General features: G+C 72.1%; 15 protein-coding genes. 11 read left to right on the forward strand and 4 right to left on the reverse strand.

Annotated elements, in window-relative coordinates:
* Position 1: 1 nt before the first annotated feature.
* The 3 genes from EV684_RS10010 to EV684_RS10020 all read right to left on the reverse strand — a co-directional run bounded on the left by EV684_RS10010 (position 2) and on the right by EV684_RS10020 (position 4,483).
* Positions 2–1,864, reverse strand: coding sequence for an EAL domain-containing protein (locus tag EV684_RS10010; protein ID WP_132646736.1), 1,863 nt, complete (start codon positions 1,862–1,864; stop codon positions 2–4).
* Positions 1,861–3,705 carry a methyl-accepting chemotaxis protein gene (locus EV684_RS10015; RefSeq protein WP_207896852.1) on the reverse strand — a complete coding sequence of 615 codons (1,845 nt, stop codon included), beginning with the start codon at positions 3,703–3,705 and terminating at the stop codon, positions 1,861–1,863. The genes EV684_RS10010 and EV684_RS10015 overlap by 4 nt, the downstream gene beginning before the upstream one ends.
* 292 nt (positions 3,706–3,997) lie before the next feature.
* A complete protein-coding gene (locus EV684_RS10020; RefSeq protein ID WP_132646738.1) occupies positions 3,998–4,483 on the reverse strand; it encodes a hypothetical protein in 486 nt (161 codons plus the stop codon).
* A gap of 170 nt (positions 4,484–4,653) precedes the next feature.
* On the opposite strand from EV684_RS10020, the gene EV684_RS10025 reads away from it, so the two are divergent.
* The 5 genes from EV684_RS10025 (at position 4,654) to EV684_RS10045 (ending at position 11,075) form a co-directional block, all read left to right on the forward strand.
* Positions 4,654–5,019 carry a FlxA-like family protein gene (locus EV684_RS10025; RefSeq protein ID WP_132646740.1) on the forward strand — a complete coding sequence of 122 codons (366 nt, stop codon included), beginning with the start codon at positions 4,654–4,656 and terminating at the stop codon, positions 5,017–5,019.
* A 75-nt stretch (positions 5,020–5,094) separates the two neighbouring features.
* Positions 5,095–7,833, forward strand: coding sequence for a phosphoenolpyruvate carboxylase (locus tag EV684_RS10030; protein ID WP_132646742.1), 2,739 nt, complete (start codon positions 5,095–5,097; stop codon positions 7,831–7,833).
* Between the two features lie 415 nt (positions 7,834–8,248).
* Complete coding sequence (locus EV684_RS10035; protein WP_132646744.1) at positions 8,249–9,121, forward strand: hypothetical protein; 873 nt, start codon at positions 8,249–8,251, stop codon at positions 9,119–9,121.
* Positions 9,122–9,227: 106 nt separating this feature from the next.
* On the forward strand, positions 9,228–9,812 hold the full coding sequence (locus EV684_RS10040; protein ID WP_243651135.1) for an N-acetyltransferase: 585 nt from the start codon (positions 9,228–9,230) through the stop codon (positions 9,810–9,812).
* Positions 9,813–10,115: 303 nt separating this feature from the next.
* On the forward strand, positions 10,116–11,075 hold the full coding sequence (locus EV684_RS10045; RefSeq protein ID WP_132646748.1) for a universal stress protein: 960 nt from the start codon (positions 10,116–10,118) through the stop codon (positions 11,073–11,075).
* A 16-nt stretch (positions 11,076–11,091) separates the two neighbouring features.
* Here the strand turns inward: EV684_RS10045 and EV684_RS10050 are convergent, their stop codons facing one another.
* Positions 11,092–13,332: a S53 family peptidase gene (locus EV684_RS10050; protein WP_132646750.1), complete on the reverse strand. Its 2,241-nt coding sequence runs from the start codon at positions 13,330–13,332 to the stop codon at positions 11,092–11,094.
* A gap of 559 nt (positions 13,333–13,891) precedes the next feature.
* On the opposite strand from EV684_RS10050, the gene EV684_RS10055 reads away from it, so the two are divergent.
* From EV684_RS10055 to EV684_RS10080, 6 genes are all read left to right on the forward strand, one after another.
* Entirely contained in the window at positions 13,892–15,139 is a 1,248-nt protein-coding gene (locus EV684_RS10055) for a tyrosine-type recombinase/integrase (RefSeq protein ID WP_132646752.1), read from the forward strand.
* A 674-nt stretch (positions 15,140–15,813) separates the two neighbouring features.
* On the forward strand, positions 15,814–16,131 hold the full coding sequence (locus EV684_RS10060) for a helix-turn-helix transcriptional regulator (RefSeq protein ID WP_200222399.1): 318 nt from the start codon (positions 15,814–15,816) through the stop codon (positions 16,129–16,131).
* A gap of 318 nt (positions 16,132–16,449) precedes the next feature.
* Positions 16,450–17,307, forward strand: a complete 858-nt coding sequence (locus EV684_RS10065; protein WP_132646754.1) for a YdaU family protein — start codon at positions 16,450–16,452, stop codon at positions 17,305–17,307.
* Between the two features lie 2 nt (positions 17,308–17,309).
* Positions 17,310–18,113: a hypothetical protein gene (locus EV684_RS10070; protein WP_132646756.1), complete on the forward strand. Its 804-nt coding sequence runs from the start codon at positions 17,310–17,312 to the stop codon at positions 18,111–18,113.
* Complete coding sequence (locus EV684_RS10075; protein ID WP_132646758.1) at positions 18,110–18,889, forward strand: hypothetical protein; 780 nt, start codon at positions 18,110–18,112, stop codon at positions 18,887–18,889. Before EV684_RS10070 ends, EV684_RS10075 begins: the two co-directional genes overlap by 4 nt.
* Before the next feature lie 12 nt (positions 18,890–18,901).
* Positions 18,902–19,732 carry a helix-turn-helix domain-containing protein gene (locus tag EV684_RS10080; RefSeq protein WP_132646760.1) on the forward strand — a complete coding sequence of 277 codons (831 nt, stop codon included), beginning with the start codon at positions 18,902–18,904 and terminating at the stop codon, positions 19,730–19,732.
* The last annotated feature ends 206 nt before the right edge of the window (positions 19,733–19,938 follow it).

Consider the following 19,938-nt stretch of genomic DNA (forward strand, 5'->3'; position numbering starts at 1 on the left):
CTCAGGTCGCCGGCTCGGCCGGGCGCAGCGCCGTCAGCGGCGCCACGCCCTGCACGTGGATCGACGCGCCGGTCTGCTTGGCCGTCTGCTTGGCGCGCGCGGCGGCGCTGGCCACGTCCGAGGCGCTGCGGAACAGCGTGCCGGCCGCGACCTCGACGACGCCCATGTACACCGAGACGAAGCCGAAGAAACGTTCGACGCCGTGGCGGTCCTCGGCGCGGATGCCGCCGGCAGCCTGCGCGTCCGCGTCGTAGAGGCCGACCGCGGCGGCGTCGAAGTCGGCCACCATGCGCTCGCAGCGCGCGCGCCAGTCGGCGCTCTGGAACAGGACGACGAAGTCGTCGCCGCCGACGTGGCCGACGAAGTCGCGCCGCGGGTCGGCGTGGGCCTGGATCGTCGCCGCCAGCAGCTTGATCATGCGGTCGCCGCACCAGTAGCCGTAGTGGTCGTTGAAGGGCTTGAACTGCGCCAGGTCGGCGTAGCAGGCGACAAAACTCGCGCCGGCGGCCTGCAGGCGCTCGATGTGCTCGCTGATCGGGCTGTTGCCGGGCAGGAAGGTCAGCGGGTTGGCGTGGCGCGCGGCCTCGATGCGGCTCTCGGTCACCTGGCGCACCAGTTGCTGGCCGGTGCCCAGGCCGCGGTAGCGGCCGTTCTCGACGTAGACGAACCCTTCGCTGAGGTAACGCTGGTCGGGCGAGGTCAGCAGCTCGGCGAGTTCCTCGATGCCGGCGTTGACGTCGACCAGCGTGGGCTCGGTGTTGGCGAAGGCCAGGCAGGGTTTGCGCCCGCAGACCTCCTTGAAGTAGAGCTTGGCGTAGCGGTCCAGGCACTGCTGGCGGCCGACCAGCGCCACCGGGCGCTCGCCGTCGACGAGCGCGATCGCGTGCCACTCGGGGTGCGCGGTGAACATCGCGACGACCTGGTCATTGCTCGCGTCCAGCCCGACCGCGGGCACCTCGACGATCTTGGCCTGGCTCAGCCGGCGCGGCAGCGGCGCGGTGCGTTCGGTGGGCAGCACGGCGATCTGGCGGTCGTTCAGCACGGTCAGCGCCTCGGGCTCGGGCGCGGCGCGCGGCGACGGCGCCGGGCGGCCGAGCAGATAGCCCTGCACCAGCGGGCAGCCCAGGTCGCGCAGCACACGCAGGTCTTCCTGGGTCTCGACGCCCTCGGCAACGAGCATGGTGCCGAAGGTGTCGGCGATCTGCATCAGCGCGCGCAGCGTGCGCAGCCGTTTGGGCTGCTGGGCGATGTCGCGGCTGAAGTACTTGTCGATCTTCACGACGTCCGGGTTCAGCTCCGACCACAGCCGCAGGCTGGAGCGGCCGTCGCCGAAGTCGTCGAGCACGAAGCTCATGCCGGCGCCGTGCACGCCGTCGGCGATCTCGACCAGCAGCGGGATGTCGGCCACACGCTCGTGCTCGGTGATCTCGAAGGCCACGCACTGCGGGTTGACGCCCCAGCGCTGCACGCTGTGGGCGATGTCGCTCGCGCTGCGCCCGGCAAAGCAGCGCACCAGCGCCGAGGCGCTGATGTTGATGAACAGCCGCCCGGCCTGGCGCATCGCCGCCCAGCGTTCCAGCGCCAGCACCACGCAGGCGACCTCGAACTCCTGCAGCAGGCCTTCCTGGCGCGCCTGCGCCAGCAGCGCCTCGGCGCCGTGCAGCGCCGTGCCGCGCGGGCCGCGCACCAGCGCCTCGTGGGCGTGGATGCGGCCGTCGGCCACCGAGACGATGGGCTGGAAATGGATCTCCAGCGCCTGGTCCGCGAGCAGCCGCGCCAGCGGCCGGGAGGTGTCGCCGAGATCGAAGCGCATGGGGTCGGATGCGGGTTCGCAGTAGCGGTGGAAGTGCGGCAGCGCGCTCATTCGAGGCCTCCCTCGTCGAGCGTGCCGGTGCGAAAACGCGCCACCATGCGCACGAGCTCGTACGCCTGGCGCTCGAGCTCGGCGGTGGCCGCGGCGGTCTGCTCGACCAGCGCGCCGTTGTGCTGGGTCGCCGCGTCCAGCGCCTGCAGCGCGGCGGCCACGTGGCGCACCTCGCCACCCTGGCGCACCGCGCCCTCGGCGATCGTCGCCACCAGCGCGCGCGCCTCGCCGGCGCCGCCGACGATGGCCTGCATGCGTTCGCCGGCGCTGCGCACCACGGCGCTGCCGGCACGCACGCCGTCGACGTTCTCGCCGATCAGGCCCTTGATCTCGCGTGCCGCGTCGGCCGAGCGCCGCGCCAGCAGGCGCACCTCGGCGGCGACGACGGCGAAGCCGCGCCCCTGCTCGCCGGCACGCGCCGCCTCGACGGCGGCATTGAGCGCCAGCAGGTTGGTCTGGAAGGCGATGCCGTCGATCGTGTCGACGATGGCGGCGATGCGCCCGGCCGAGGCGTCGACACGCGCCATCGTGCGCACCGCCTCGTCGATCGTCTGCTGGCTGGCGCGCGCCGCCTCGGCATAGGCCTCGGCGGCCACGGCGGCGCGGCCCGAACGCTGCTCGCCGTCGGCGGCGTCGCGGCCGATGCGCTGCAGCGCGGCGTGCGTCTGCTGCAGCCCGGCGGCGGCCTGCTCGCTGCGCTGCGACAGGTCGCCGGCACCGGCGGCGATCTCGCGCCCGGCGCGTGCCACCGTCTCGGCGGCGGTGCGCACCTGGTCGACGACCGCGCGCAGCGACTCGCGCGCCGCGGCGGCGCTGCGCTGCAGCTCGGCGGCCTCGTCGCGGCCGGCCGGCAGCGTCGCCGGGCGCAGGTCGCCCCGGGCGATGCGGCCGAGTTCCTGGCCGACGGCGGCGAAGCCCGACTCCAGCGAGCGTGCGAAGCAGACGAAGAGATAGGCCGCCAGCAGCAGCGCGCCGGCCACCAGCGCGGCATGCAGCGCGACATGGCGGCCGCGTTCGGCACGCCGCTCGGCCAGCCGGGCGTCGACCACCGGCAGCGCCGCCGCGGCCTGCTGCCACAGCGTGTGCAGCGCGCTGCGGCCCTGGGCATAGACCTCGTCGGGCGTAAAGGCGTCGCGCACCAGCGCCGAGACGTCGGCCGCCTGCACGAAGGCTGCCGCAGGCGAGGCGGACTGGCCGGCGTCGGCCAGTGCCGCCTTCGCCAGCGCCTGCCAGGCGGCCTGGCGCTGGTACTGCGCCGGCCCGTCGAGCGCGCCGTGCACGACGCCGTGCACCGCCCAGCCCCACAGCGAAGCGCTGTCGGCCGCGGCGCGCGGCAGCGCCACCAGGGCCTGGCGAACCGGGTCGGCGACCTCGGGGTCGGCGTCGTGCGCCAGCCCGCCCTGGCCCAGCAGCGCCGGGATCAGCGCCGCGGCCTCGGTGGCCGCGGCATCGGCCGCGTCGGCCAGCGCCGGGTCGGCCGTGGCCTCGGCCGGCAGGCTGCCGAGCCGGCCGCGCAGCTTGCCCGGCGACGGCGCGCCGGGCGTGTCGCCCAGCGCCGCGGCCGCCGTACGCGCCTGCGCCAGCGCCTGGCGATAGTCGGCCGCGGCCGCCTCGTGGCCGGCGGCCACGGCGCGTGCGGCGCCTTGCAGCGTCTGCACCGCCTCGACCAGCGGCAGCAACTGGGTGGCGACGGCCAACGCATCGCGTTCGGCCTGAGCGGCCTGCGCCTGTTCAAGCCCGGAGCGCACCAGCGCGCCGCCGGTGACGAATGCCGGCGCCAGCAGCACGGCGCAGATGACGGCGGCCTTGGCACGCAGGCGAAGCGGGCCGAACAGACGCATGCCGGGAGACCAGAGGCCACCGGTCGACGGCTTCGTGGCTCGCAGGCCGCGCGTTGACGGGAGGACGGAATCAGGGAACGAGGTCATGGCAGCCGGCCGCGCGGCCGGTCGTCGGGAAAACGCCCGAAATATCGGCGTAAACCCCTAGAAAGTTAATCAACGAAACTCAAGAAAACAGCTGAAATATCGCCCCGGAAGTCATCAAAAAGTCATTTTCAGGCGACCGAAAGAGGCACTGAAGATAATCTTCAAGATATCGTCATGAAATTGACACAGAAACTTGAGAAGGGAGTCAGCGAGCGGCGCCGGGTCCGGACAGCACGAGTTCGACACGCTGCACGAAGAGCGCCGCGCGGTCCTGTCCGGCGGCTTCGGCGATGCGCCCGGCGCAGTCGCCCAGCCAGCGCTCGAACGAGGCTTCGTCCTGCACCTCGCGCCAGGACTCTCGCAGTTCGGCGTCGCGACCGGCCAGCATTCGCGCCGCCAGATCGATCGCGAACATGCGCGCCGCCGCCAGGCGCCGCCGCGCTGGCGTGGCTTCGGCCGGCTGCGGCGCGGGAGGCACGGCGTCGGCGATCCAGCCGTCGGCGGCCAGGCGTTCGATCAAGGTGCTGCCGTCCAGACCCAGGCCGGCGGCCAGCGTCAGCAGCTCGGTTTCGCTGCGCCGGCCGTCGACGGTGATCAGCCACATGCGCCAGGCCGGCGGCATGGCGGCGCGGTCGTTCAACAAACGGCGCGACAACTCGGTCTTGCGCCAGCGGCGGCCTTTGCGTTCCATGGCGTGGGGCAGGCGGACCGGCGGAGAGCAGCCCGTGGCGCGAGTATTCCCGGCGATTCGTGTCAAATCGTGACAGCGACGGCCTGCGGGGCGATTTCAGTTCCGCCCCCTGACGGCCGATAACCGGACATGACGAACGGCGGCAAGAGCCAGGCCCCGGGGAGGGCACGATGAACGTCCAGATGCCCACGGTGAACGCGAGCGCCAACGGCGGCAGTTCCGATGCCTCGCTGAAGTCGCGCATCCAGGCGCTGATCAAGCAGATCACGACGCTGTCCAAGCAGCTGCAGGAGGTCGCGCACTCGGAGCTGCCAGCCAAGGACAAGCAAAAGCAGGCCGAGCTGCTGCAGACGCGCATCGAGGTCGTACAGGCGCAGCTCGCGGAGCTGTACCGCCAGCAGGCCGAGCAGGCGCAACGACGCCAGGCGCAGGGCCGCAGCGGCATGACGGCCCCAGCCCCGGGCACCGACGACGCCGCCGCGGCGGCACGGCCCGGCAGCCGCAACGCCACCTCGTCGCTGATCGCGGTGGCCTGAGCGGGCGCGCGGCAATTCCCCGCGACGGGCGGCCCGCATACTCGGTGGCACCGAGATGCGGACGAGGAACGCCCGATGAGCCTGAACAGCAACCTGACGGTCGACCCGGCGGCCTTCGCCGAAGAGCTGCGCTACGTGATGGCCGGGCTGCGCGAGGTGCTGCACGAAGCCGGCGAGCCGGCGCTGGCCCAGGCCCTGCCCTGGGCGGACGAGGCCGCGCCGGCGGTGCCCGAGGACCTGCCCGCCGAACGCCTGGTGCAGGCGCTGTCGATCGCCTTCCAGTTGCTGGGCATGGTGGAGCAGCGTGCGGCGGCACGCTTTCGCCGCGGTGTCGAGTGCGAACGCGGGCTGGCCGCGCTGCCGGCGCTGTGGGGCGACACGCTGGCGCAGCTGCGCCAGCGCGGCGTGCCCGCCGAGGCCGTCGCCGCGGCGCTGCCCGAGATGCGCGTGGAGATCGTGCTGACCGCGCACCCGACCGAGGCCAAACGCGCCACCGTGCTCGAGCACCACCGCAGGCTGGACGCGCTGCTCGAGCAGCGTGCGCGGCCGGGCTGGACGCCACCCGAGCAGGCCGCGATCCACGAGCAGATCCTGGCGCTGCTGATGACCTTGTGGTGCACCGGCGAGATCTTCCTGGAGAAACCCGACATCGCCTCCGAGCGGCGCAACATCCTGCACTACCTGCGCTCGGTGTTCCCGGCGGTGCAGCCGCAGATGGACCTGCGCCTGCGCCAGGCCTGGCACGACGCGGGGCTGGACCCGGCGCTGCTGGCCGGCGTCGCCGCGCTGCCGCGTTTCGTCTACGGCACCTGGGTGGGCGGCGACCGCGACGGCCATCCGCTGGTCACCGCCGAGGTCACGCGCACGAGCTTCGCCGAGCTGCGCGCCCAGGCGCTGGACCTGCTGCAGGAGCAGCTGCAGGCGCTGGTGCGCCGGCTGAGCCTGTCCGACCGTCTGCAGGCGCCGCCGGCCGGGCTGCTGGCCCGCGTCGAGGCCACGGCCGCGACACTCGGCGAGGCCGGCGCCGCGGCGCTCAAGCGCAACCCCAACGAGCCCTGGCGCCAGTGGGTGAACCTGATGCTGGCGCGGCTGCCGGCCGGCGGCGCCGGCTACGCCAGCCCGGCCGGGCTCGACGCCGACCTGGCGCTGCTGGAGGACTCGCTGCACGCGGTCGGTGCGCGGCGCATCGCCGAGCAGGCGGTGGGGCCGGTGCGGCGCGCGCTGGCGACCTTCGGGTTCCACCTCGCGACGCTGGACCTGCGCCAGAACAGCCGCTTCCACGACCTCGCGCTGGGCCAGCTGCTGGCCGCCGCCGGGTTCGCCGAGCACCAGGTCGTCGACTGGGACGAGGCGCAGCGCCGCAGACTGCTGGACGCCGAGCTGGCATCGCCGCGGCCGTTCACACGCGCCCGCAGCGGTGCCGGCCTGGGCGCCGAGGCCGACGCCGTGCTCGACTGCTACCGCGTGCTGGACGAGGAGTTCCGGGCCCACGGCCCGGCCGGCATCGGCTCGCTGATCGTCAGCATGACGCGCAGCGCCGCCGACCTGCTGGTGCTGCACCTGTTCGCGCGCGAGGTCGGCCTGCTCGTCGACACGCCCGAGGGCCCGGCCTGCCCGATCCCGGTGGTGCCGCTGTTCGAGACCATCGACGACCTGCAGCGCAGCCCGGCGATCCTGGCCGAGCTGCTGGACCACCCGCTGACGCGGCGCAGCCTGGCGCTGCAGCAGCGCCTGGGCGGCGAGCCGCAGCCGGTGCAGCAGGTGATGGTGGGCTACAGCGACAGCAACAAGGACGGCGGGCTGCTCGCCAGCTTCTGGGCGCTGTACCGCGCGCAGGCGGCGATGAGCGAGGCCGGGCGCCGGCGCGGCGTGCGCATCCGCTTCTTCCACGGTCGCGGCGGCACGATCAGCCGCGGCGCCGGCCCTACGCACCGCTTCCTCAAGGCCCTGCCCGCCGGCGCGCTGGGCGGCGACCTGCGGCTGACCGAACAAGGAGAGGTCATCGCCCAGAAGTACGCCAACGGCGTGACCGCGGCCTACCACCAGGAGCTGCTGCTGGCCGGCACGGCCCGCACCCTGCTGCTGGACCGCCACGCGCCGCCGGGGCCGCACCCGCTGGAGGCGACGATGGACCGGCTGGCGGCCTGGAGCCGCGAGAGCTACCTGGCACTCGTCGGCGCCGAAGGTTTCCTCGCCTTCTTCCGCCAGGCCACGCCGGTGGACGCGCTGGAGGAAAGCCGCATCGGCTCGCGCCCGTCGCGGCGCAGCGGCCAGGCCACGCTGGCCGACCTGCGCGCCATCCCCTGGGTGTTCAGCTGGAACCAGTCGCGTTTCCTGCTGCCGGGCTGGTTCGGGGTGGGCAGCGCGCTGGAGCGGCTGCTCGCCGAGGACCCGGCGGCCTTCGCGGCGCTGGAGCGCGAGCTCGTCGCCTGGGCGCCGCTGCACTACGTGCTGAGCAACGCCGCGACCAGCCTGGCGACCACCGACCGCGAGGTCATGGGCTGGTACGCGGCGCTGGTGGACGACGCGGCGCTGCGCGAGTCGATGATGGCGACCATCCTCGACGAGCACGAGCGCACCGGACGCCTGCTCGAACGGCTGTACGGCGCGCCGCTGGCCCAGCGCCGGCCGAACATCCACGCCATGGTGCAGGTGCGCGCCGAAGGGCTGCGGGTGCTGCACCGCCAGCAGCTCGCGCTGCTGCGCCGCTGGCGCGCCGCGCGCGGGCGCGACGTCGCCGAGGCCGCGGCGCTGGCGCCGCAGCTGCTGCTGACCGTCAACGCGATCGCCGGCGGGCTGGGGTCGACCGGCTGAACCGGGAGGCCCGCGGCGCGCAGGGCCGATAATGCCGGCCGACCCAGCGCCCGCGCGACACCTCGATGCCCTCTGCCACCGCCAGCCGCCTGCCCTGCCGTGCCTGCCTCCCGGCCGGCGCGGTGGCGTGCCTGGCGCCCGGCGCGATGCGCGTCGGCCGCGCGCTGGCGGCGCTGCGCTCCTACGGATCTCCGGCCGTGCCCTCCGCGGCCGTGCGCGGACTTCGGCCCACCGTCCAGGCCTGAAGTCCACGCACGGCGGGCCGGCAGGGCCCTGCCCTGCACCGTGACCGCGGGTCGAGGGGCGCACAGGCGTCCCGTCTCTTGTTCCGGCGCACCCCTGCGCCGGCGCCGCCTCCCGACCTCCCTCTGTTCGCACGCGGCGCCGCCGCGTGTTTCGACACGAGCTTGTGCAGATGGAGATCTCCACGACGGCCCTGAGGGCCAAACGTTCCTGTGCCAGCGGCTACCGCTGGTTCGCCCGGCGCTTCACCAGCGCCGCCGAGTACCTGAAGGTCATCGACGCGCTGGTCGACGACGGCCGCATCGACGACGCCTGCTGGCTGATCGACCGTTTCGGCCCGGTCGACACGGTGCGCGTGCTCGACGAGCTGTCGGCCCCGGCCTTCGCCTTCCCCGGCTCGCTGCAGGTGCGCCACGGCGTCGAAGTCGACACCGTGCTGCGCGTCGGCGGCTCGCTGAGCGCCGGCGGCGGCGTGCGCGCCGGCACGCTGCTGGTCGTCGACGCCGACCTGCGCTGCGGCGGCGGCGTGCAGGCCGAGCGGCTGCGCTGCGGCGGCGACCTCGTCGCCGGCTGGAGCGTCGAGGCCCACGGCAGCCTGTTCTGCAGCGGCGACCTGCGCGTGCAGGGCGACCTCGGCTGCGTCGGCGCGCTGACGGTCGGCGGCACGCTGGTCGTCGCCGGCGACCTGGAGGTCGGCGGCCGCGCCGACTGCGGCAAGAGCCTGCGCGCCGGCGGCCACGTCGCCTGCGGCGAAGGGCTGCGTGTCGGCCACGGCGTGCAGGCCGCAGGCGACGTGCGCAGCGGCGTGCACCTGGACGCCGGCTGGGGCGTGGTGGCCGGCGGCGACATCGTCGCCGAGGGCGCGATCCGCGCCGGCGAGAGCCTGGTCGCCGGCGGCGAGGTGTGCAGCGGCGACGGCTACGGCGTGCACGCCGGCTCCAGCGTGCGCCGTGAAGCCTGGCCGTCCTGCGGGCGCGTGGTCTCGCGCACCCGGCCCGGCGAGCTGCGCAGCGGCGCCTGGCTGCCGTTGGCGGAGGGGGCATGAGCCCTCAGGACTTGTCCGGGGCTCGTTCCCGCCTGGCGGGACCGGCCGAAGGCCGAAGGGTGCCCCAATGAGCGCGGCCGCCTGGGCTTGGCCACCCTGGCCGCGGATGGAACTGCGCATCGACGTCGATCCCGACGAGGCGCGGCTGGAGCAGGAGCTCGACACGCTGCAGCGCCGCCTGCGCCGGCCCGGCGACACGCTGCACGGCATCGCCAGCGAACCGGCGGCGCAGCCGGGCTTTCGCCTGCACTGGCGCGAGGCCGACGGCGAGCTCTACGTCTACGTCGAGGACGTCGTGCGCCAGCGGCTCGCCGGCTACACGGTCTTCAACCGCCTGATCGAGCTGGACACACGCGCCGACCGCCACCTGCGTGCGCCGCACTCCAAGTACCGCGCCGGCTACCGCCGCCGCGGCCTGGCCAGCGCGGTCTACCGCCGCAGCCTGGACGCCGGCTGCTGCCTGATCACCGGCGCGCGCCAGTCGGCCGGCGCGCACGCGCTGTGGCGCCATCTGGCGGGGCACTACCCGCTGCGCTACGTGCAGCTGCGCGACCGCGAGCTGCGCGCGCTGGGCGAGCGTGTCGACCCGGCGCTGCACGACGAGCTGCACACCCGCATGCTGCTGCTGGGCCGCGGCTGGGACGAGGCCCGGCTGGCCGCCGAGGCCGGCCTGCTGCACGAGCGGGGCTGAAGCGCATGGCAGCGCCAATCCGGCACGCGGCGAGCGGGCATGCGTTGCCCGCCAGGGCTCCCTCGGCCGATACTGGCGCCATGGTCTCGCCTGCCCGCACCGCCTTCGCCGCCGCCCCCAAGCGCAGCGCCGCGGTGCGCGGCGCGCCCACGGCGCGCAGGTGCCGCGTCCGGGAGCCCTGGGCCCCGGCAGCACTTCCCCGGGCCCGGCGATAGCCCTCCACCTCAGCTTCAGCACACCTCTATCGCCGGGCCGGACCGTGCGTCCCGCGGCCAGCCGGCCGCGCCGTCGAGGGAGTCGCCGATGCCACCCGCCAGTACCGCCGAGCGCCGCGCCAGCGCGCTCGACTTCGCCCGTGCCCCGTCCCGGGCGCCGCAACCCGTTCCCGCCGCCACCGGCGCCCGCTGGCCGGTCGAGCTGCGTTCGATCACCGTGCTCGGCGAACTGTCCGAGGCCTCCGACATCGCGCTGCAGCGCGCCGCGGCCCTCGCCGCCGCGCACGGCGCGCGGCTGCGGCTGCTGGGCTGGGCCGGCCGCGGCGACATCGCCGACGGCCTGCTGCGGGCGCGCCTGAGCCGCATGGCGCGCCGCGCGGCACGCCGCAGCCAGGTCCCGGTCGAACTCGCCGACACGCCGATGCGCGGGCTGCGCGAGGTGCTGGGCGAGCTGCGCGACGCCGATCTCGTCGTGACGGCCAACCGGCGCTCCGACGGCCTGGCGTCGTTCTGGCGGCCCAACCCGGCCGTCCGGCTGGCCAGCGTGCTGCCGGTGCCGCTGCTGGTCGTCAACGAACCCTGCGGGCTGGCCTACCACGAGGTGCTGGCGGCCGTCGACCTGCAGGCCGAGCCTGAACGGCTGGCGAGCTGGGCGCTCGCGCTGGCCGGCGACGCCGAGGTGGCGCTGCTGCACGTGCTGCGCCAGTGGCGCCCGAGCAAGCGCGCCGGCCACGACGGCCTGCACATGCTGGAGCGCGACCTGCGCCGCCGCGTCACGCGGCTCGAGCGTGTCGTCGATGCGGTGGGGCCGCAGGCCGAGCGCCTGCGCATGATGCTGGCGCTCGGCGACGACGTCGCCGCCGAGCTGCTCGCCCGGCGCCCCGGCGCCGGCAGCCAGCTCATCGTCATCGGCCGTTCGACCGAAGCGCCGTGGCTGGACGCGCTGCTGGGCAGCGTCTCGCGCAGCGTGCTGCGCGCTTCGCCCTACGACGTGCTGGTGGTGCCGGTCGCATCGGCGCTGATGCCGGCGGCGCAGGGCGGGGCCTGAGGCCGCCGGCGGGTGCTCAGCGCACCGTCAGTGTCATCCGCGCCGTCCCCGTCAGGCCGCCGGGATCGCTGGCCGTCACGGTGAAGGCGTGTGTGCCGGCCAGCGGCTTCTTCCAGGCCAGCTTGCCCTTGGAATCGATGCTGAGGCCTGCCGGCGCGCCGGAGACCGTGAAGCGAAGCTTGTCGCCGTTGGCATCCCGGGCGGAGACCTTGAACGACCACTTCTTGCCGGCCGTCGCCGACATCGCGGCGCCATCGACGACGGGCGCCGAGGGCGGCGCGACGACCTTCAGCTTGATCTTCTTCGACACCGAGGCGCCGTAGGCGTCGCTCGCCTTGACGCTCACCGTGAACTTGCCGATGGTCGGCCGGGCCCAGCGGACGACGCCGTCCGCCGAGATGCTCATGCCGGCAGGCGCCTTCGTGAGCGTGTAGCTCAACGCATCGCCGTCGGGATCGGTGCCGGCGACCGTGGCCTCGAACGGCCGCCCGGCGAAGGCCGACCACGACGCCGACGGCAGCGAGGGCTTGCGGTTGGCCTGGCCGATGCTGAAGACCACCGTGCCGCGAGCCTTGTTGCCCTTGGCGTCGAGCGCCGTCAGCGCCACCGAATGGCTGCCGGCGGCCGGCTTCGGCCAGCTGAAGCTCCGGCTCGCGGCGTTGAAGCTCATGCCCTTGGGCAAGGCGCCTTCGACGCCGAGCGTGATCGCATCGCCGTCGGGATCGGACACGGGCACCGTGAACGACAGCGCCGACTTGACCCGCCCCGTGGCTTTCAGGCTGCCGAAGACCGGAGGACGGTTCGGAGCGGTCGCCGGCACCAGCCGGGTGAGCAGCACATCGACGTTGGGCGTGCCGATGCCGGAGGGGTGGTCGTAGCCGACGGCCGCGGTGCAGCCACGGCAGCTGCCGTTGGCACCCGAGGTGATGTCGCTGAACGACGGACTGCCCATCAGGCCGTACAACGAGATGTGGGTCGTCGACAACGCCCCCCAGCCGCGCCGCTGGCGCTGGGCGTTGGCGACGGCGAGGATGCCGGCCCACTGCGGCGTGCCGGCGCTGGTGCCGCCGAGCGCCAGCCACTGGCCCTCGTGGTAGACCTGATGGCCCGTGTACGGGTCGGCGTTGAACGACACGTCGGCGGTGCCGCGGCCGCCGAGCGCCGAGCCCTGCGTCTTGACGGCCAGCTGGTACGAAGGGCGGGAGAAGTAGAGGCTGGTGCCGCCGCCGCTGCCGGACCAGACGTTCTCGCGGCGCGGATTGACGCCGTCGTAGCTCAGCGTGGTGCCGCCGACGGCGAGCACCTCGGGGGTCACCGCCGGCCACAGGCTCTGCGTCCCGTCGTCGCCGACGGCGGCGACGTAGTTCATGCCCCGGCCCTTGAAGCTCGACTGCAGCGACGTGGCCCAGCTGGCTTCTTCAGCCCCCCAGCTCATGCTGACGACGCCGGCCCCCATGCGGTTGGCCAGTTCGACGGCCGGCAACATGTCGGCCAGCGTTTCGCTCGCCGCCTGGATCAGCACCAGTCTGGCCATCGGCGCCATCGCGTGGGCCCATTGCAGATCCAGCGCCGTCTCCATGCCCCACTCGTCGTCGCCGGTCGGCACCTGGCTGAGCAGCTGTCCGGAGGCGTCGACATTGGCCACCAGCAGCGAACATCCGCCCGTCGCCGAGGCCGCGGCGAGCGGCAGCCGGGTTCCCGGCGCCACGGTGGAGCCGCCGCTGCAGCCCGGCAGGCCGAAGCGTCTGGCGAAGACGTTCAGATCGGCGAATGCCGTCGAATGGCGGCCGGCGACGACGATGTAGATCGTCTGCCCGGCGCCTTTCGCCGCGGCATCGGCCGACGCAAGCTTGGGCAGGCGGTAGGCGCGACGGATCTCGTCGGGGTCGTAGACGGTCGCGACCGTCGTGTCGGCCGGCCGCACGATGCCCGACGCCGCGGCGGCACGGACCTCGGCGCGGCGGGCCTCGAACCGGGAAGGCGTCAGCCGCTTCGTGTCGATGCGCGAATCGACGCCGTCGAGCACGATCTGCTGCGGTCCTCCCAGCGCCTGCGCGCTGACCTCGCCGGCGGGCGCCGGTTCGGGCAGCAGCACCGGCAGCGCATGGAACATCGGCCGCACGCGGGCCGTCGCATCGACCGCGGCCGGCGCGACCGGCCCGGCTTCGGCCGTGGCGAGGGCGGCGGCCTGTGCCGAATCGGCATCCTGTTCGTCACCACCGCCGCAGCCGCCGAGGCCGGCGAAGGCGATGGCCACGAGAACGGCGAGCAGGCTGCGTTGGCCCGCGCGGTCACGTCCGTTGAGTCCTCCCACGAGATCCCTTTCCGAATGAGTTGAGCGTCATCCGGATTGTTTCCGCGTGTAAACCCGGGCGATCCATCAAACCCGTGACGACATACGTGAACAGCTGCTCGAATCGCGAGGCGCAAACGCAAGCCCCTGTCACAGCTCAACATTTCGGGTCACCGATGCGATTCTTCGGCGCCGCCGCCGCCAACGGCAGGCGCAGGAAAAAATGAAGTCCGCGTTTCGTTCGGACAGAGGATGGTCGAATCCCGCGGCGAATCGGTGGACGTGACCAAGAAAAAAGCCGCCAAGTCTTGCGACTGGGCGGCTTTCTCGTTGCAACCTTGTTCAGGCGGCGATTGTTCGCTTGGCGGAGTCGGAGTCTGCCGGATTCGAACTTCTGATGATTGCGCCGCGTTGCATATCGGGCGAGGCTCCGTAGGAGAGTGAGAGCGGGGGTGTTTCTCCACCGTGCATCGGATAACATCCAATTGCACCGCGTTTGGCGGGTTGTATGGCAGGAGAACCGATGCCGAAGATCGCAAAGGAGCTGAACGCGCTGGCCGTGTCCCGGCTGAAGGCGCCGGGCGTTCACCCGGTGGGCGTCGTCCCTGGACTGGCGCTGCAGGTTAGCGAGACCGGCGGCCGTAGTTGGGTGCTGCGGGTAATGGTCGGCACGCGCCGGCGCTGGATGGGTCTGGGCGGCTACCCGGAGGTGTCGCTGGCCGATGCCCGCGACAAGGCGCGCGCGGCGCGCGAGTTGGTCCGGCAGGGCGTCGACCCGATCGAGAAGGCGCGCGAGCAGCGCAGCGCGCTGAAGTCCAGTGCCGCACGGACCAAGACGTTCCGCGCCGTGGCCGAGGCCTATGTCGATGCGCACCGGTCTGCCTGGCGAAACGCGAAGCACGCGGCGCAGTGGGCAGCCACCCTGGAGACCTACGCCCACCCCGTCGTCGGCGATCTGCTGGTGGCCGACATCGAGCGGGAGCACGTCCTGGAGATCCTGCGGCCGATCTGGACCGAGAAGACCGAGACGGCGACGCGTGTTCGCGGCCGGGTAGAGTCCGTGCTGTCCTACGCGATGGCGGCCGGCTACCGGCCCGAGGGGCTGAACCCGGCGCGTTGGCGCGGCCACCTCGACAAGCTGCTGCCGAAGCCGTCCAAGGTCGCGAAGGTCGAGCATCACCCTGCCCTCCCGATCCCGCGCGTCGGCGAGTTCATGCAGCGGCTACGAGCGATGCAAGGTATGGGTGCCCGGGCGCTGGAGTTCGCCATCTTGACGGCGGCACGATCTGGCGAGGTGCGCGGCGCGACGTGGAACGAGATCGACATTGAGGCAGCCGTCTGGACCGTTCCAGCCTCAAGGATGAAGGCCGGCAAGGAGCATCGCGTTCCGCTGTCGACCGCAGCCGTGGACCTGCTGAAGGCGGTGCCCCGGCTCGTCAACGACGACAACCTCGTCTTCGTGTCGCCTCGCGGCAAGGCGCTGAGCGACATGACCTTGTCAGCCGTGACCCGGCGGATGGCAGAGTCGGCGGTGCCTCACGGGTTCCGCTCCACCTTCCGGGACTGGGCTGCCGAGCGCACCACATACCCTTCGGACTTGGCCGAAACGGCGCTGGCGCATGCGATCGGCAACAAGGTGGAGGCGGCCTACCGTCGCGGCGACCAGTTCGAGAAGCGGCGCCGGATGATGGCCGATTGGGCCGCGTTCCTCGCCCATGTGGAGCGCTCCCCCGAGGTCGTAGACCTGGCTGAGCGGCGCGCCGCAGGCTGAAGAGCCACACCAGCCAGGCAACTGGCGCCGGCACGCTACAACCGGATCAGCGAGCAGACGTGGTCGTACGCATGCTGCAACTCGGACTGGTAGTTCGGGAAGAGCGACACACACGCGGGGTCCCCCGCCACGCCGGCGAAACGTTCATGCCATGGTGACCCGTCTCGGAGGACGATCACAGCTTCGTCGCAGTCGGGGAACTGGTCTGCTGTGATGTCGACGACAAGGCTGCCTTGCTGAAGCCAAGAGTGATGGTGGTCGCCCCTTCGGCCCTCCACGTAGCGGAAAGGCCCACAGCCCCGATCGAGCAAGTACTGACCGAGCAAAAGCGAGGTGTCGCCGCAGGCGCCGCCCGGAAAGTCCCTGAAGTCCCGAGTCAGTTGCTGGCGATCCGCCGTCTCGATTGCAGCCCTGAACGCGATCGCAAGCGTTCGAACATATGCGGTGTCTTTCCTTCTTGGCATAGGCCAGCTCCTTCGCAGAGTTGTAGCTTCCTCACTCCGCCGCATCGATCCGAGAGGTCCGCACCGTACACCGTACCGATTACGGTATTCGCAACATTCGATCGGCGCTTACGGTAATCACTTCATCCGGAACTCACGATGCCGTCCACACTGACACCCGTTGCAAATCGTTTCGCGTGAGTGCATCGCGCGTGACAACGGAGGATCAGGATGCAAACCAAGAGCCGGTGCGCCGGCAACAGCGGCGACGGGCCGGAGCCGATGATGGAGAGGCTAGCCGCAATTCGGAACCCGGCAACCGCACCCGCCGCCGCCTTGCCGGTCGCACTCCGGGATTTCGACTCGCTGCCGGACTCGGCGTTCGTGCGTCGCCCCGTCGTGCTGGGGCTTCTCGGCGGTATCAACGCAGTAACTCTGTGGCGATGGACACAGAGCGGCAAGTGGCCGTCGCCTGCCCGGATCGGTGGCAATGTCGCCTGGCGCGTCGCTGACGTTCGCAAGGCCCTGGCCGACCTCTCCACTTCCTGAGGTGCGTCTACATGATGACGCCCAAAGAAAAGAGCCCCCAGCGTGGCGAAGCGCTGGGGGCGAAGCGAAGCCCAACCAAGGGCTCGAGCACACGAACGAGGGGAATGGTGCAGGACGGCGGAGGGCAGCGCGCACCCGCCTTTCCGTCTCGCCTGGCCCGCTGTCGCAGCCGCGTGAAGCTCGCCCGCCGGCCCCGACCCATGTCACCGACCGTGCAGTTCACGCTCGCTGGGCTACGCAAGTCCGGCTCGGTCTGGCTCGCCCAGGCACCTGCCGGCCAGACGTCGAGCGCAACTTGGGCGAGGTAGCTCGGCGCCCATGAACTTCTACAAGCACCACATCGGCGACTACGCCCAGGCGACGGCGCACCTGTCTTTCGTTGAGGACGCGGCCTACGCCCGGATGCTCCGGAAGTACTACGCCGAGGAGAAGCCTCTACCGGCTGACCTGAAGGCAGTGCAGCGCCTGGTGGGCGCCCGCACGCGCGAGGAACGCGACGCTGTCGAGCAGGTTCTGAGCGAGTTCTTCTACTTGGATGGGGACGGCTGGCACAACAAGCGCGCAGACGCAGAACTGGCGAGGGCCAGCGCGCAGGCGGAGACAAATCGTCGGATCGCAGAGGAACGAGAGGCCAAACGCCGCGCCCGTCGAGCGCCCAACGAACCGAGCACGAAGCGTGCGGCTACCGAACACGAACCGTTGCACGAATCGTTGGCTTGTCGTGAACCTAGCCAGACACCAGACGCCAGACACCAGACGCCAGAAGAGGAAGAAGAGAAAGAGGAGCGCATAGAACGCATGCGCGCCCAGGCTGAAGCCGATGGCGTGGAGCCCACTTCCGCAGGCCTTGCATGCCGGGTCATCCGAGCCGCCGGCGTGCAGGACGTCAACCCTTCCCACCCCGACCTCGCGAAGCTGCTGGCCGCCGGCGCCACGCCCGAAGAGCTCGGCGATGTGGCCCGCGAGGCCGTTGCCAAGGGCAAGCCCCGGTTCGCCTGGGTGCTCGCCACGGCTGCTGGCCGCCGCCGCGATGCCGCGGACTCGCCAGCCATCCCCATCAAGCCTTCTTCCAACGCTTCCGGTCCGCCAGGCGCCGACTTCCTGAACCGAGCCCGCGCCGCGGCCGGCCTGAAGCCGGAAGAGCCCGAGGACCAAACGATCGAAATGCCCGCCTGACCATGAGGAACGCCGACTTCGAGGAGTTCACAACCCGCCTGCGCGCGATGTTCGCGCTGCTGAGCCACGGCCGCTACGCGCCGGACGCCGACGCGTGCGGCTTGTGGTTCAAGGTGCTCGAGCCGTACCCGATGCCCGCGGTGGTGGCTGGCTTCAATGCGCACGTCCGCTCGCCAGAGACCGGGCGCACGTTGCCGATCCCCGGGGACATCGTCGCCAAGATCGAGGGCATCGTCGCCCGCGCCGACAGCCGGCCCAGTCCCGAGGAGGCCTGGGCGATTGCGCTGCAGGCGCGCGACGAGGCGTTGACGGTGATCTGGACGGACGAGATCGCGCAGGCCTGGGACGCGGCGCGGCGGGTGCTGGAGCTGGGCGACGAGGTCGGTGCCCGCATGGCGTTCCGCGAGGTCTACGGCCGGCTGCTGGAGGCCGCGCGCGCGGAACGCTCGCCGGCCAGGTGGCAGGCCTCGATCGGGACCGACAAGGCACTGGCCGCTGACGCGCTGCGCCGTGCGGCCGCGTCGGGGCGCCAGCTCGACGGGGCGGCCCCCGCCGAGGTGCTGGCGCTGCCGGCGCCGCGCGCCCCGATCCCGCTCCTGACGACCCCGGTCGACGAAGCCGGCCCGGTGCCGCCGGAGAAGCTGGCAGCACTGCAGGCGATCCGCGAGCGGCTGGTGCGGCGCATCGCCGCGCCGGCGGCGTCCAGCGCCGACGCCCAAGCGAAGCGGAGAACTGCACAACTCAGAGACCGAGCCCGTAGGGCCGCGGCCTCCTACGCAACCAACCTCGACGAGAGCATTCAATGAAGACCACCCTCCTGGGCAGCAAGTGGACTGGGCTCAATCCGAGCCTGCTCGCCAGCATCTTCCCGGTCGACGAGAAGGGGCTGCAGACGGACGGGCCGACGGTCGTCTCGCCTCCGCTTGAGTCGACGCTGGAGCTGACGGCCAACTGGCAGTCCGCGTTCGAACAGTCGGGCCTCGACGCCAGGCTGCCGCTGCTGACGCAGACGCTGCAGTCGGGCATCGGCGCGGCTGCGTTCGATTCGATGGGCAAGGCCACCGGCCCGGACACCACCGTCGGGAAGCTGCTCGAGATGGCCGCTGGCGTCATCAAGGAAGGCGCCGGGCGCAGCGGGATGACGAAGCTGAACAGCACACAGATCTTCTGCGGCGCCGCGCCGGTCAAGCTCCCGATCACGCTGAAGTTCCGCGCCTTCAGTGATCCGGCGTCCGAGGTGCAGGAGCCGGTCGACCAGCTCGCACGCTGGACCCTGGCGCGTCAGCTCGCGCGTGATGGCACCGTCGTCAGCGCGGTGAAGAACCTCTCCAACGGGCAGGGACTCCTCAAGTCGCTGCTGCCGTCCGTGGCGCCCCAGATGGTGGGCCTGCGCTTCGGGGGCTACCTCTTCTCGCCGCTTGTGATCGAGAGCATGACCTACAAGCTCACCGAGCCGCGGACTTCCAGCGGCGAACTGCTGCAGGGCACCGTGCAGCTCATGCTGGCCAGCCTGACGGCGCTCGACGCAGAGGACTGGAACCGGTCGCGCCGCGGCCTTCCGTCGCAGCTCTGGAACAACTGAGGGGCCACCGACATGCAGCAACGCGACCACGAGCTGTCCCCGTCCGACTGGGGCATCCCGGCACAAGACCAGCCCACGCCTCAGGAAGTCGCGCAGGCGCCGCGGCCGCCGCATCGCAAGCGCCGCAAAGGGAAGACCGCCTACGACACGCCGAACGACGAGAAGCGTGCATGGGGGCGGCGCCTGGCTGAGGCCCGTGAGGACGCCGGGCTGACGCAGACCGAGGCCGCGCACCGCCTCGGCTACAGCCAGCCGGTGCAGCTCTCCCTGATGGAGTCCGGGCAGCGCATGCCGCCCCTGGGCGTGCTGCTGCAGTGCACCGATCTGTACGGCACCACGATGGATTTCCTCTGCGGCCTGGTGCCCGACTCCGATCGCGACCCTGCTCTCGGCATCCAGCGGCAGCTCGCCGCCGGCGTGTCTGCGGATCTTCGCCGGGTCATCGAGGCGATGACGTCGGCATCGGTCGACCTGGTGCGGACGCTCGGCCCGAGCGCGGTCAGGCTGCGCCAGTTCGCGAGCCTGGTGCTTCTGGCGCAAGAGTGCCTGGAGCGAGTTCGGACGCTGTCACCGAACTTCGACGAGGAGGTGCGCGGCGGGGCGTCGCTGGTGCAGGCGCTCAGCGATGCAGCCGGAGCTGCGCAGAACGAACTGGCGGCGCTGGAGCGGGGTGAGCGCCTGATGCGCCAGCGTGGCCTTGGCGGCGTGCTGGAGGCCGCTGGTGGCCTGGACCTCGACCGGTACCTTCGTTGGCTGCCGCCCGGTCCCGGCAGCATGGACAACGTCCCCGAGCACGAGGATGACGACGATGAAGGCACCACCAGTGACGCACGGAGCCACTGACGTAAGGCGGCTGAGGCCCGCCGGAGAGCTACCACTGATGCGGGGCAGCGGGCTGGTTTCCTTCCGCTGAACCGCCTGCTTTGCCCCCTCCTTGCGTGCGCGCCCACGCGCGCAACAGGCGCAGCGGGAGTAAGTTACTCGGGCGGTCGCGTAACTACTCCCCGACGATGCCATCCGCCCTCGCGTCGTGCGGAAAGGCCTGCGCG

The sequence above is a fragment of the Rubrivivax gelatinosus genome (assembly GCF_004340905.1).
GTDB classification, from domain to species: Bacteria; Pseudomonadota; Gammaproteobacteria; order Burkholderiales; family Burkholderiaceae_C; genus Rubrivivax; species Rubrivivax gelatinosus.

Excerpts from the sequence above, each read along its gene's own strand:
- EV684_RS10010 (WP_132646736.1), bottom strand. The coding sequence starts at position 1,864 with ATGAGCGCGCTGCCGCACTTCCACCGCTACTGCGAACCCGCATCCGAC.
- EV684_RS10015 (WP_207896852.1), bottom strand. The coding sequence starts at position 3,705 with ATGCGTCTGTTCGGCCCGCTTCGCCTGCGTGCCAAGGCCGCCGTCATC.
- EV684_RS10020 (WP_132646738.1), bottom strand. The coding sequence starts at position 4,483 with ATGGAACGCAAAGGCCGCCGCTGGCGCAAGACCGAGTTGTCGCGCCGT.
- EV684_RS10025 (WP_132646740.1), top strand. The coding sequence starts at position 4,654 with ATGAACGTCCAGATGCCCACGGTGAACGCGAGCGCCAACGGCGGCAGT.
- EV684_RS10030 (WP_132646742.1), top strand. The coding sequence starts at position 5,095 with ATGAGCCTGAACAGCAACCTGACGGTCGACCCGGCGGCCTTCGCCGAA.
- EV684_RS10035 (WP_132646744.1), top strand. The coding sequence starts at position 8,249 with ATGGAGATCTCCACGACGGCCCTGAGGGCCAAACGTTCCTGTGCCAGC.
- EV684_RS10040 (WP_243651135.1), top strand. The coding sequence starts at position 9,228 with ATGGAACTGCGCATCGACGTCGATCCCGACGAGGCGCGGCTGGAGCAG.
- EV684_RS10045 (WP_132646748.1), top strand. The coding sequence starts at position 10,116 with ATGCCACCCGCCAGTACCGCCGAGCGCCGCGCCAGCGCGCTCGACTTC.
- EV684_RS10055 (WP_132646752.1), top strand. The coding sequence starts at position 13,892 with ATGCCGAAGATCGCAAAGGAGCTGAACGCGCTGGCCGTGTCCCGGCTG.
- EV684_RS10060 (WP_200222399.1), top strand. The coding sequence starts at position 15,814 with ATGCAAACCAAGAGCCGGTGCGCCGGCAACAGCGGCGACGGGCCGGAG.
- EV684_RS10065 (WP_132646754.1), top strand. The coding sequence starts at position 16,450 with ATGAACTTCTACAAGCACCACATCGGCGACTACGCCCAGGCGACGGCG.
- EV684_RS10070 (WP_132646756.1), top strand. The coding sequence starts at position 17,310 with ATGAGGAACGCCGACTTCGAGGAGTTCACAACCCGCCTGCGCGCGATG.
- EV684_RS10075 (WP_132646758.1), top strand. The coding sequence starts at position 18,110 with ATGAAGACCACCCTCCTGGGCAGCAAGTGGACTGGGCTCAATCCGAGC.
- EV684_RS10080 (WP_132646760.1), top strand. The coding sequence starts at position 18,902 with ATGCAGCAACGCGACCACGAGCTGTCCCCGTCCGACTGGGGCATCCCG.